We start from the raw sequence: 11,998 nt of genomic DNA, 5'->3' as shown, positions 1-11,998 counted from the left end.
GTGCCAGGCCGATGTCGGCTCGCGTGATATCGGAAGGAGACAAGCATGGCTCAGCAGACGGAAACGCGCTGGGAAGAAGCGGATGGCAAGGTTCATACCGAGGAAACGATTTCGCCGGTCAAGGCGAAGCAAGGCCGCATGGGCACCCGTGTCCTGATGGTGTTGCTCGTCGCGCTGGTGCTCGCCTTCATCGTGTGGATCCCGGTCGAAATCTGGGGCAAGAAGGAAGCCGTGGAGGTTGCTCCGCAGCAGCCAGGACAGAAGATTCAGTCGCAGCAGCCAACACCGGCACCGTCTCAGCCGCCGGCATCGAACCCGGCACCGGCTACGCCGAATGCCCCCGCGCAATAGAAACGGGGCGGGTCAAGCGGTCACTACGAAGCATCCTGTCGGACGGCCGGCAGGTTGCTTTTCTGTTTGCGCTGGACTTTGCCGGCTGATTTTTCGATAAGAAACGCACGAGCCGGTCTTCGTGCGTCGGCTTATGACGCGACGTGTCCGGTTTGGGAATGGGCGGAGTTCATGGCCAAGACCGATATCGCAAGGCGCGTTTACAATCACACCTGGAAGCTCGATCCGATTGTTCGCAGCCTGATCGACACAGACTTCTACAAGCTGCTCATGCTGCAGATGATCTGGAAGCTCTATCCAGACGTCGACGCGACGTTCACGGTGATCAACCGCACCAAACGCGTACTGCTGGCCGAAGAGATCGACGAGGGCGAACTGCGGGAGCAACTCGACCATGCGCGTTCGCTCCGCCTCTCCAAGAAGGAGATGATCTGGCTCGCTGGTAACAGTTTCTATGGGCGCGCGCAGATCTTCGAGCCTGAATTCCTGGCCTGGCTCTCTCATTTCCAGCTTCCCGAATACGAGCTGTCGAAACGCGATGGTCAATATGTGCTCGACTTCCACGGATCGTGGAAGGACACGACCATGTGGGAAATTCCGGCACTTGCCATCATCAACGAGCTGCGCTCGCGCTCCGCGATGAAGGCGCTCGGACCGTTCACGCTCGATGTGCTCTACGCCCGCGCCAAGGCACGGATGTGGGAGAAGGTGGAGCGGCTGCGCGAATTGCCGGGGCTGCGGATCTCGGATTTCGGCACACGCCGCCGCCACAGCTTCCTGTGGCAGCGCTGGTGCGTCGAGGCTCTCAAGGAAGGCATTGGTCCTGCGTTCACCGGCACCAGCAACGTCCTGCTCGCCATGGACTCCGACCTCGAAGCTGTCGGGACGAACGCCCACGAGCTGCCGATGGTGGCGGCCGCATTGGCCAAGAACGATGCGGAGCTGCGCAATGCCCCCTACAAGGTTCTACGCGACTGGAACAAGCTTTATGGCGGCAACCTGCTGATCGTGCTGCCGGATGCGTTCGGCACGGCCGCCTTCCTGCGCGACGCACCCGAATGGGTCGCCGATTGGACGGGCTTCCGGCCGGATAGCGCCCCGCCGATCGAAGGCGGCGAAAAGATCATCGACTGGTGGAAGAAGATGGGCCGCGATCCGCGCCAGAAGCTGCTGATCTTCTCGGACGGGCTCGATGTCGACGCGATCATCGACACCTACAAGCATTTCGAAGGCAAGGTGCGCATGAGCTTCGGCTGGGGCACCAACCTGACGAACGACTTCGCGGGCTGCGCGCCGACGGAAATCTCGGGGCTCAACCCGATCTCCATCGTCTGCAAGGTCAGCGACGCCAACGGCCGGCCGGCCGTAAAACTGTCGGACAATCCGCAGAAAGCGACCGGCGACGCTACAGAGGTCCAGCGTTACCTGAAGTTCTTCGGAGCCGAAGACCGCGTCGACCAGGCGGTGCTCGTCTAGCGCTGCCGCCTGGCTCTCTCCAAACACATTCCCTTGCGCTCCGGCCACATTGTCGCCCAACCGTGACTGATGCTCGGCGGGATGATTCCCCGCTTATGGAGAAAGACTTTGAAGAAAGCCTCAGTTGCCGCAATCAGTATTGCCGCGGTGGCACTCGCGACACCGACCCTCGCTGCCGAGAAAGCCGCCACGTCTTCGCTGATTGGCACGCCGTGGATCGAGACCAAAGCCCAGTCCGACCTGCCAGGCCCGATGATGATCTTCCTGCCGAAAGGCAAATTGCTGATCGACTCCTGCTGGGAAACCTATGCTCTCAGGACTTGGAAACAGGCGTCTTCCAAGGAGATTTCATGGGATGAGGACGGCGCCATCATACATGCCAGGATCAAGGCCGTTTCAGCCGATGGCCTCACCCTTCAAATCACTGCCGGCAAGGATATCGTCGAGCGGACCTATGCTGCTGCAAAGGCTCCATATGTCTGTCCGGATATGAAGCGGTAGTTTTGAACCGCCAATCCTGAAACGGCGGCGGCGATACGCAGTCTGGCAAAATGCCACGCGAGTCCCCATTTAATGTCGCAAGAAATGGGTGCCGATGTTTACCGCCCATTGTTTGACTGGAAAGGACGTTTCCAATGACCGTAGAGCGTGCAGTACTGGCGGGCGGCTGCTTTTGGGGCATGCAGGACCTCATCAGGCGGTTCCCCGGCGTCGTATCCACTCGCGTGGGCTACACCGGTGGCGAGGTCGCCAATGCGACCTATCGCAATCACGGCAATCATGCCGAGGCGATCGAGATCCTGTTCGATCCCGCCAAGACCAGCTACCGCGACATCCTCGAGTTCTTCTTCCAGATCCATGACCCGACAACGGTGAATCGGCAGGGCAATGATCTCGGCGCCAGCTACCGGTCGGCGATCTTCTACGCCAACGACGAACAGCGTGCGACCGCCGAGGACACGATCGCCGACGTAGACGCCTCGGGTCTATGGCCCGGAAAGGTCGTTACCGAGGTTGTTCCGGTCAGCGATTTCTGGGAAGCGGAACCCGAACACCAGGACTATCTGGAACGCATCCCGAATGGCTATACCTGCCACTTTGTCCGGCCAGGCTGGAAATTGCCGAAACGCGAGCAAAGGGCCGCGGCTGCCCAATGAGGCATTCCTCGATCCGCAGTGGGGATTGTATGCTCTAGACAAAATGAGGCCTTGCCGTCACGGCAGGGCCTTTTTTGTATGCACGTCGGTGAACAGCGGACAGCGACAGCACGCATTGAACCCGCGGCCGCAGGGTGCCACTTGACCACCGAACTGCAGCTTCGCATCGAATGAATCGGGTGGATCACTGTCGACAATCTGACGACATGATCGTATAGGCGGCTCACCATCCGGCTCCGCGAACAAGGAAACTCCGATATGTCCTGGTCCCATCCCGTTGCGAAGATCACCGATGACGAACGGCGCCAGCGCCTCGCGCGCCTGCAGGCCGCACTCGAAGATAAAGCTCTTGACGGCTGCCTGCTCGGCTCGACGGAGAGCCTCCGCTATTTCACGGGCCTCGACTGGCACCCGAGCGAACGATTGCTTGGCGCATTGGTGACGCCAAAGGGTGTCCGCTACATCGCGCCGGGCTTCGAAAAGAGCAGGGTCGAGAGCCTGCCGCGTCTGCCGGGTGAAATCGTCATTTGGCAGGAAGATGAAGCGACCGCGGCGCTGATCGCCTCGCTGCTGCCGGCAAATGCCAGACTGGCGCTCGACGATGCCCTGCCGCTGTTCATCTACCACCAGCTTGCCGGCGCCTTCGGCGCCGACCGGCTCGTCGACGGCGGACGACTGATCCGCGACCTGCGGCTCAGGAAGTCCCAGACCGAAATCGCTCTTATCAAGTATGCCATGGGCCTGACGCTGGAGGTGCATCGCCGCGCGCATTCCTTCATCAAGCCGGGCGTCAGGTCTTCGGAAGTCGTGCGTCATATCGACGAACAGCACCGCGCACTGGGCGCCGAGGGCGGATCAAGCTTCTGCATCGTTTCCTTCGGACTAGCGACGTCGCTTCCTCATGGCGCCGATGGTGACCAGATCTATGCACCGGGCGACGTTGTTCTCGTCGATACCGGTTGCCGGCTCGACGGCTATCATTCGGATCTCACCCGAACCTACGTGCTGGAGGAGCCAACGACGGAATTCGCTGCCGCCTGGGCAATCGAGCGCGAGGCCCAGCAGGCGGTGTTCGAGGCCGCCCGCCTTGGCGCTTCTTGCGGCAGTCTCGACGATGCCGCCCGCCGTGTACTGGCCGAACATGGCCTCGGTCCGGACTACGCCTTACCCGGCCTGCCGCACCGCGCCGGACATGGTCTCGGGATGGAAATCCACGAAGAGCCCTATATCGTTCGCGGCAACGCCACCCGGCTGGAATCCGGCATGTGCTTCTCCAACGAACCGATGATCGTCTTCCCCGGTCGCTTCGGCATCCGGCTCGAAGACCACATCCACATGACCGAGACCGGAGCTGAGTGGTTCACGAAGCCGGCGAAGGGCCCGACCGAACCCTTTGCGTGATCTCTTGGTGCAGAGTTCGCAAGACTTGCACCTCGATAATTGCCTTTCTGTCGTCGGCACCTGGGATGCCTGGCGCGATCCGCGCTACCGGAATCGAGATTCAAAAACGCAATATGACGAAGCCACGTCGAGCGTCCGTCGAAAGGGTGACTGGCACGGCACGCCCTGATACCACTTGATAGAAATCCCGCGCGATTCCCGGATGGATCAAGGTAGCAACTCAATGAAGCGCAGACCCACGATCGCCGTCATCATGGACGAAAACACCAGTGCTGGTGGTGACCGGTATGATATTTCGAAACGCTACTTTGCAGCCATTGATCGTGCAGGGGGATTTCCATACGGCATTCCCTACGTGCCAGACCTCGTAGACCAAGTGGTTGATGAATTTGATGGGTTTTTAAGTGTCGGAGGGCGCATCAACTTTCCGAAACAGTGGTACGTCGACGGCGATCAGTCTCGCTACCCGATCTCTGATCGTCTCGCAGTCGAGATAGCGCTGATGAAGGGGTTCCTTGCCCGCGATAAACCAGTGCTCGGCGTTTGCAACGGGATGCAGATGCTCGGGTGCCTACATGGTTGTCGCATGGTTTCGGATGTGCACTCCTCCTGGTCGGGTGCGATCAATCATGACCGCGGCAATCCGCTCCATGAGGTAACCATCCAAGCCGGCACAAGAATGGCTGATATCTTTGCTGCCGAGACATTCAGCGTAAACACCTTCCACAGGGAAGCAATCGTAGAGCTGTCCGACAGTGTCGTTGCTACTGCCCGTGGCTTGGACGGCGTTGTCGAAGCGATTGAGGTACCCTCTCTATCTTTCGCGATGGGGGTACAGTGGCATCCGGAATTGTTTGATCCCGCAGACCACCCTGGCTCTCGAATATTTGACGCGTTCGTCGAAGCGGCGAACCAGCGCTTGTAACGCTCCAGCAGAACAGCTCTTCTTCTGCGTACATCCATTTCAGCAACCGGCCTAACGCCATCGTCGCAGCTCTATACCGGTGATCTGCCACGGAGTTCCATGGATCAGCGTCCGGTTAGTCGAATGAAGAAGGCGAGGCTGGCGACGGCGGCCCGGTTATTTGACTGTTGTGCCGTGAGGTCGCGGACAACCGCGAAAATTAATTAGGGAAGCTCCACGAAGGAGCGAATTGAACTTCGGCTTGCAAGAGCGCATCCTGGCGCTGGTGATCCTTGGCGGGGTCGCCGTTTTTGGCCTGAGCAGCGCCCAGACTCTTTTAGCGATGAGTTGGGGGCAGACGGACACATTCTATGAGTTGATCTATCGGGTGTTGTTGCTGGTGATCGCCATAGAACTCGTCCGCACGCTCGTCACTCACGACCTCAGGGCGATACTGGGGCTGCTCGCGTTTGTCGTGGCCCGCAAAATGCTCAAGCCTGACTTGAACGTCATCGACATTGTCTTAAGCGTTCTGGCATTCGTAGCCCTGTTGGCAGCCAATTATTGGTGGCTCTCCCCTTCCTCGCCTCAAGGGAGCGACGGGTCCGATGTTGCGCCGTGAACTCGGAGCACTGCTTGAGGTCGAAGGGGCTTATTCTGGTGACCAAGAACGGGGACGAGCAAACGGAAGATTGGCGTGTACGCTTGCCCCGTTGTGTCCGTGCCCAGGTTCCCTCAAGACGTCATGATCGATAGGAATTCAGGATGACGGTTGTGTGTTTTCTCACGACCGATTTCAGGGCCTCGATCCTTTCGGGTGTGATCTCCTGCCACCCCATCATGTCTTCCACATGCTCCCTAGCAAGATGGACGATAATCAGCTGCCCGTTGATCGTGGTACACACCATGCCGATCTCCTCGTCGGTAAGACGATTTCTGGAGACGCGAGCGACGATGGCAGCGCAACACTCCTGAATTCGCCTGCCCGTGGCACTTTTGCCGCTCGATTTATTGGTCGGCGAATTTGACGGCGAACGATGCTGGGCCACGAACAACGCGCGGCTGGCCGCATCCGGCATCGCGAACAGAAAATCCGCGAGAGCCTCCAGAATTCTGCAATAACCGTCGATGACCTTGTCCGCGTCCGCTTTGGCCGTGAGGAGTTCCTCGACCTCACACGTGACAGGTCCGATAGCTTCCCAAGCGGAGGCATGAATGTCCGCGATGCAGGCCTCGTAAAGACCTTCCTTGTTCTCGAAATAATACTGCAAGGACGGTGCCGGCACGCCTGCCGCGCTGGCGATCTCCCGGGCGGAAACGCCAGCAAATCCGTTCTCACCGAACAACGAGATTGCCGTCTTGATGATCCTCGCCTTGGTTTCGTCACCCCTTGGGTAGCCGCTCTCGGCATTGCGTCGTCTCAAACTCGTCATCAATCACCCCTTGTCCAGCGGACAATACCATGACGATAAAATTTATTCCATCTGTAAAAATTCTTCCAGTTGACAGAATTATTACGCGTGTAATAATTCACGCAATTCAACGAACACCAAGCGACTTGACCATGGACGCTATTGTCTCCCCAAAAACCGCTTCCTTGCCGGAAGCAAAAATACAAACGAAGCGCAGCCGCGCGCGATATGCGCTCGCCACCATTGGAGCCATTGTCGCCATCGGCGGCGGTTATTATGGCTACGACTGGCATAGGAACGGACGCTTTATCGAGAGCACCGACAATGCTTATCTTCGCGCCGATCAGGTCTCGATGGCCCCCGTGCTTTCGGGGCAGATTGCGGAGGTATATGTCTCCGATAACCAGACGGTCACGGCGGGCCAGCCGATCGTCAAGATCGATCCCCGCCGCTACGAAATGGCGGTCCGCGAGGCCAAGGCCACCGTCAACGCCCGCCAGGCGGACGTCGCCAAGAACGAGGCCGACATCAAGCAGCAGGACTCTGTGATTGCACAGGCTGCGGCCGACCTCGAAAACGCGACTGAGAATGCCGAACTCGCCCAGAAGGACTTCGACCGGACGTCGCCCCTCGCCGCCCGCGGCATCGAGAGCCAGCACAAGGGCGAGCAGGCGAGGAGCGCGCTCGAACAGGCGAAATCCGTTGTTCGGCTGAAGCAGGCTGTCCTTGATGCGGCCCGGCAGCAGACGACCGCCCTGAAGGCGCAGGTCGAACAGGCCCATGCGCAACTGGTCGCCGCCCAAGAAAGCCTCGGCAAGGCAGAGATTGATCTCGACGACACGGTGCTTCGCAGTGCGATCTCCGGCAGGATCGGCGATCGCACGGTCCAGGTCGGACAATTCGTCCAGCCGGGCACGCAGCTGATGACGGTCGTTCCAACCGACGACATCTACCTTGTGGCCAACTTCAAAGAAACGCAGATCGGGGGCATGCACGCGGGCCAGCCCGCCACGGTCACGATCGACGCCTATCCCAATTTCAAGGTCACAGGTGTCGTCGACAGCTTCGCGCCGGGAACAGGCGCGCAGTTCGCCCTGCTGCCTCCGGAGAACGCGACAGGCAACTTCACCAAGATCGTCCAGCGTGTTCCCGTCCGCATCAAGCTGGAGACGGGCCAGAAGATGCCTCCGCTGCTGCCCGGCCTCTCCATTGAAGTCTCGGTCAACACCAAGGTCTCGACCTTCGACAAGGTGGCGTCGGTGCAATGAGCGCGCAGTCGATATCGGTCCTGGCGGCTGCGCCTCAGCCGGATGCCGCGAGCCTCACCGACTGGGTCGCCGTCGTCGCCGGCGCGATCGGCGCGCTGATGGCCACGCTCGACATCTCGATCACCAACACCGCGCTGCCGCAAATCCAGGGAGCCATCGGAGCCAGCGGCACAGAGGGGACCTGGATAGGCACGGGATACCTCGTTGCCGAGGTCATCATGATCCCCCTGACCGCATGGTTCACGCGTCTGTTGGGGCTGCGAACATTGCTTCTGGTGACGACCACGGCATTCGTTCTATTCTCCATGTTCTGCGGCCTGTCCGACAGCCTGCTCGCGATGATCATCGGGCGCGTCGGGCAAGGATTTTTCGGCGGTGCCTTGATACCGACCGCGCAGGTCATCGTCAGAACCCGGCTGCCGCCCCGCCAGATGCCTGTCGGAATGAGCATCTTCGGCGTCATCGTGCTCATCGGGCCGATCCTCGGACCGGTGCTGGGAGGATATCTCGCCGAAGAGATCACCTGGAGATGGTGCTTCTTCCTCAATTTGCCTGTCGGCATTGCGCTCGCCATTCTGCTGCTTGTCGGCCTGCCGCGCCAAAGTCCAAACCTTGGGCTGTTGGCCAAGGCGGATTGGTGGGGAATCGCGGGCATGACGCTGGCGTTCAGCTGCCTGACGGTCCTGTTCGAAGAGGGGCAGCGCGAAGCCTGGTTCGAGTCTCCGATGATCGTGCAGCTGAGCCTCGCCTCGCTCCTCGGGTTCGTCGTGCTGTTCGTGACTCAGAAGACCAGTGCCGACCCGGTCATCAAGCTCTCCCTGCTCCGGAATGGTGCCTTCGCCAGCGCTACGTTGATCGCCCTCGCCGTGGGGGCAGCCACCTACGGCGCGACCTTCATCCTTCCACAGTTCCTGAGCACGATCGCCGGATACAATCCAAGACAGGCGGGCGGCATCATGGCTCTGTCTGCAGTTCCAGTGCTGTTGCTCGTTCCGGTCCTTCCCCGTGTCGTCGGCCGTTTCGACGCGCGGATCATGGTCGCGCTCGGCCTGGTCTTCTTCGCGGCAAGCTGCTTCGTCGACATCGGGCTTAGTCCGGATAGCGCGGGAGGTGATTTCACCATCTCGCAATTGCTGCGGGGCGTGGGACAGATCCTGGCTGCTATGCCGCTCAATCAGGTTTCCATGGCCGCTATCGGTCGCGAAAATGCGGCCGACGGCGCCGGTATCTACAGCATGGCCCGCAATCTCGGGGGCTCGATGGGCCTCGCCTTGAGCGGCGTCGTCATCGACCAGCGCAGCGCTGCCCATTCGGACACCATACGCGAGGCGCTCACGGCAAATTCGATCGCCGGGCAGGCGCGCCTTGCGGTGAGCGGGGTCAGCCAAGGCATCGATGCGGCCACGGCAAAGCTTCGCGCAATATCGCAGCTTTCGAGCCTCATCGAACGCAACGCGCTTGTTATGACCTATAGCGATTGCTTCTGGTTGATGGGCGTTATGATCATCGCGATGACGCCTGTCGTCTTGCTGCTGCGGCAACCCAAGAAGACTGCTGCGGCGGGGCTCGTCGCTGGACACTGAATATGTCATGCGCGCGACATCGCAGTGTCGCGCCGATTGGCAAGCTCAAGACTGCGGTTCGATCCATCACAAGGATCGTACTCGGTGAATGGGCAAGGCAGAGTAAAAGGGGCGCCCAGTGGGCGCCCCTCGTCATCGTATGTTCGCTTACTGTTGGGCGTTCTGGATCGCAGGCGGAACGTTGCGGATCGTCAGCGCCGGGTTGTGGGCGAAGAAGTTGTGCGGCTCGATGTGGATGGTCTTCCACTCGGTTGACATGACCGGCCAGTCTTCCATGCGCGGGATGTGGTGGAAGCCTGCAGTGAACCAGGTCACAACATCCTTGCCCATCAGGGGCTTGTTCGCCTTCACCCATTCCGGCAGCGTGTCGGAGCCGTCGCTCTGCATGGCAAACTTGCCGCCGGCATACTGCTGGTCCGCATTGTAGACCGTATTCCAAACCGAGTACTCGATGTAGGCATTGCGCTTCATCGGCGGGTCCTTGGCGAAATCGAAGGGACCGTAGGCCACGTCGCCGTGATGGACCATCCAGCCCGGTTCCTGGCCGAGATAGCCTTCGCGGGACGGATCGGAGATCATGAAATAGCGCGGCTTCATCGCCGAGAGCTGGTAGCGAGCTTCCATCTCCGTCTTCGGCATGGTGTGTTGCACTTCCCACATCGACCGGCGCGGGTTCTTCGGATCCACCTTGGAGGGAACGATGTCCATGGTGCCGAAGTGGTTGGCCGGCTGGTCGACGTCGAAGTCGATGCGGAAGTTGAAGTAGTGGTCGTGGTTGGCGGCCACAAGGTTGGGCGCGATCAGCGTGCCGTGGGCGGTGTCCGCAGCGGCGGTCGGATCGTTCATCGAGGTCGATGCGACACCCTTGACCGCATCAAGGCCGGTTGCGCCGATCATGATGCGGATCTGGCCGTCCTGCTGCAGGCGATAGTCCATCAGGTAGTCGTAGTTGCCGACTTCAGAAGCCGTACGCACGACCAGCTCGGTGGCCGGGCGGCCTTCAGCCGGAAGCGGCTTTTCGGGCGTCTGGGCGAAGACCTCGAAGTGACGCCAGGCCGGATCACCGATCGAGCGCTCGAAAACGCAGATCGCATCCGGGATCGTCAGTGGATTGCCCTTGTCGTCGGCAATCGTCGCCGGCAGGAAGGTAGCGTAGCTCGGGCAGTCGACGCCGGCGCGCAGCGGGCTCAGGAACAGGCCGAATCCGTATTCCCCGCTATCCATGTAGGTGCGCCAGTACCAGCCTTCGGTCGGGTCCATGTAGGGCACGAAGACTTCCGACAGGTGCGACTGGTAGATAACCGAACGCCACTTGTCGCCGTCCTTGACGTCGAGGTTGGAAAGCACCAAGCCCGGACGCTTGTCGACGCGGAAGTTGAAGCGCCACAGGTCCCATTCGAGATGGCTGCCTGTGATCTTGTAGTTCGGGCCGCCTTCCTGGGAGAGCGTGGCCATGTTCATCTTCGGGCGCAGCGGCTCGCGAGCCTCCACTTCCTTCTCGGTATAACCCCAATTGTCCTTCGGGCCTTCGATGGCACCGTTGTCTATGACCTTCAGCACTTTCTTCTTGCCGATGTCGTAGACGGCGAAGAGACCTTCAATCGGCTTTGCGTAGTAGTTGGAGCCATCCGGCACACGATAGCAGGGCACCTTCATCAGGCGGGAATTCTTGTATTCCTCAGTGAAGAAGTTGCCGGCCGTCAGCGGCAGGCAGAAGGCCTGCTCCGGCGTCAGGCCGCGCTTCTTCAGGCCCGCCACCATGTCCGGATTCTGCAGCGCGCCGGCCAGCGCGTCCATGAATTCGGTGAAGAGGACCATCGGCTGGCCCTTGATCGGCGTCGTGCTTTCGACCTTGCCGGTGGTGATGTTGACGACGGCTTCCTTGAAGCCCTGCGGGCTCGTCAACTGTACCTTCGCCTCGCGGTCGAGCGGCTTGTCACCGTCCTTCCAGGAAAGCACGTCGGCCTTGGCCGGCTCCTTAAGCTCGATCAGCGGGTAGAGCGTATTGTCGTCCACCACCTTCTCGTCGCGCAGAATCTTGTTGATCTTCTGGTATTCCTCCGCCGTCAGGCCATCCAGCGGATGGGCGAAGGCAGCGGGCGCGCCAAGCGCCAGCACGAGGCTGGCCGAAGCCAGATATCGCTTCATTGTCATAATCTCCTCCAATGAAAGAACACAAGGGGCAAAACGCCTTGAACTGGCGGCTTTTCCTTGGGTTCAGTTTCGTTTTGATCGGCATCGACGCCGATCGGCTCAATCTTTCCTTCCGCTGGACAGAGTGTTGCCGTCCTGCGGTTCTCGAACCAATCTCCAATGCGTGACCTGATGCGTTGGCTTCGGTCACAGAGTGATGTTCGGCTCCCGGTTTCCCATTCTCCCTAAGGAGCGCAGCCCAGTCCTACCGGGCTCGCTAGACGATCATCAGGACAACCGGGATATCGTCGAC

At 60.1% G+C, this 11,998-nt stretch carries 11 protein-coding genes; 9 read left to right on the top strand and 2 right to left on the bottom strand.

What is annotated here, in order from left to right:
* Positions 1 to 45 precede the first annotated feature (45 nt).
* The 7 genes from RHIBUN_RS0104115 to RHIBUN_RS0104085 all read left to right on the top strand — a co-directional run bounded on the left by RHIBUN_RS0104115 (position 46) and on the right by RHIBUN_RS0104085 (position 5,911).
* The gene (locus RHIBUN_RS0104115) at positions 46 to 351 is read left to right on the top strand and encodes a hypothetical protein (RefSeq protein ID WP_025658576.1); all 306 of its coding nucleotides are present in this window, start codon (positions 46 to 48) and stop codon (positions 349 to 351) included.
* A gap of 171 nt (positions 352 to 522) precedes the next feature.
* Positions 523 to 1,827 carry a nicotinate phosphoribosyltransferase gene (pncB, locus tag RHIBUN_RS0104110; protein ID WP_025658575.1) on the top strand — a complete coding sequence of 435 codons (1,305 nt, stop codon included), beginning with the start codon at positions 523 to 525 and terminating at the stop codon, positions 1,825 to 1,827.
* A gap of 108 nt (positions 1,828 to 1,935) precedes the next feature.
* On the top strand, positions 1,936 to 2,328 hold the full coding sequence (locus RHIBUN_RS0104105) for a hypothetical protein (protein WP_018116705.1): 393 nt from the start codon (positions 1,936 to 1,938) through the stop codon (positions 2,326 to 2,328).
* A gap of 134 nt (positions 2,329 to 2,462) precedes the next feature.
* A complete protein-coding gene (gene msrA, locus RHIBUN_RS0104100) occupies positions 2,463 to 2,984 on the top strand; it encodes a peptide-methionine (S)-S-oxide reductase MsrA (protein WP_025658574.1) in 522 nt (173 codons plus the stop codon).
* Between the two features lie 258 nt (positions 2,985 to 3,242).
* Positions 3,243 to 4,385, top strand: a complete 1,143-nt coding sequence (locus tag RHIBUN_RS0104095) for a Xaa-Pro peptidase family protein (RefSeq protein WP_018116703.1) — start codon at positions 3,243 to 3,245, stop codon at positions 4,383 to 4,385.
* Between the two features lie 223 nt (positions 4,386 to 4,608).
* Positions 4,609 to 5,310, top strand: a complete 702-nt coding sequence (locus tag RHIBUN_RS0104090) for a gamma-glutamyl-gamma-aminobutyrate hydrolase family protein (RefSeq protein ID WP_245267901.1) — start codon at positions 4,609 to 4,611, stop codon at positions 5,308 to 5,310.
* A 229-nt stretch (positions 5,311 to 5,539) separates the two neighbouring features.
* Positions 5,540 to 5,911, top strand: coding sequence for a hypothetical protein (locus tag RHIBUN_RS0104085; protein ID WP_025658573.1), 372 nt, complete (start codon positions 5,540 to 5,542; stop codon positions 5,909 to 5,911).
* Between the two features lie 121 nt (positions 5,912 to 6,032).
* On the opposite strand, the gene RHIBUN_RS0104080 is transcribed toward RHIBUN_RS0104085, so the two are convergent.
* Positions 6,033 to 6,722 carry a CerR family C-terminal domain-containing protein gene (locus RHIBUN_RS0104080; protein ID WP_018116700.1) on the bottom strand — a complete coding sequence of 230 codons (690 nt, stop codon included), beginning with the start codon at positions 6,720 to 6,722 and terminating at the stop codon, positions 6,033 to 6,035.
* A 131-nt stretch (positions 6,723 to 6,853) separates the two neighbouring features.
* On the opposite strand from RHIBUN_RS0104080, the gene RHIBUN_RS0104075 reads away from it, so the two are divergent.
* Positions 6,854 to 7,969 carry an HlyD family secretion protein gene (locus RHIBUN_RS0104075; RefSeq protein ID WP_025658572.1) on the top strand — a complete coding sequence of 372 codons (1,116 nt, stop codon included), beginning with the start codon at positions 6,854 to 6,856 and terminating at the stop codon, positions 7,967 to 7,969.
* Complete coding sequence (locus RHIBUN_RS0104070; protein WP_025658571.1) at positions 7,966 to 9,552, top strand: DHA2 family efflux MFS transporter permease subunit; 1,587 nt, start codon at positions 7,966 to 7,968, stop codon at positions 9,550 to 9,552. The genes RHIBUN_RS0104075 and RHIBUN_RS0104070 overlap by 4 nt, the downstream gene beginning before the upstream one ends.
* 147 nt (positions 9,553 to 9,699) lie before the next feature.
* Here the strand turns inward: RHIBUN_RS0104070 and RHIBUN_RS0104065 are convergent, their stop codons facing one another.
* Positions 9,700 to 11,700 (bottom strand): tyramine oxidase, encoded by a 2,001-nt coding sequence (locus RHIBUN_RS0104065; RefSeq protein WP_037215007.1) that lies wholly within the window; start codon positions 11,698 to 11,700, stop codon positions 9,700 to 9,702.
* Between the last annotated feature and the right edge of the window lie 298 nt (positions 11,701 to 11,998).

The organism is Rhizobium sp. IBUN (assembly GCF_000510625.1).
GTDB lineage: Bacteria > Pseudomonadota > Alphaproteobacteria > Rhizobiales > Rhizobiaceae > Rhizobium > Rhizobium altiplani.
This window is presented reverse-complemented; position numbering and strand designations above follow the sequence as displayed.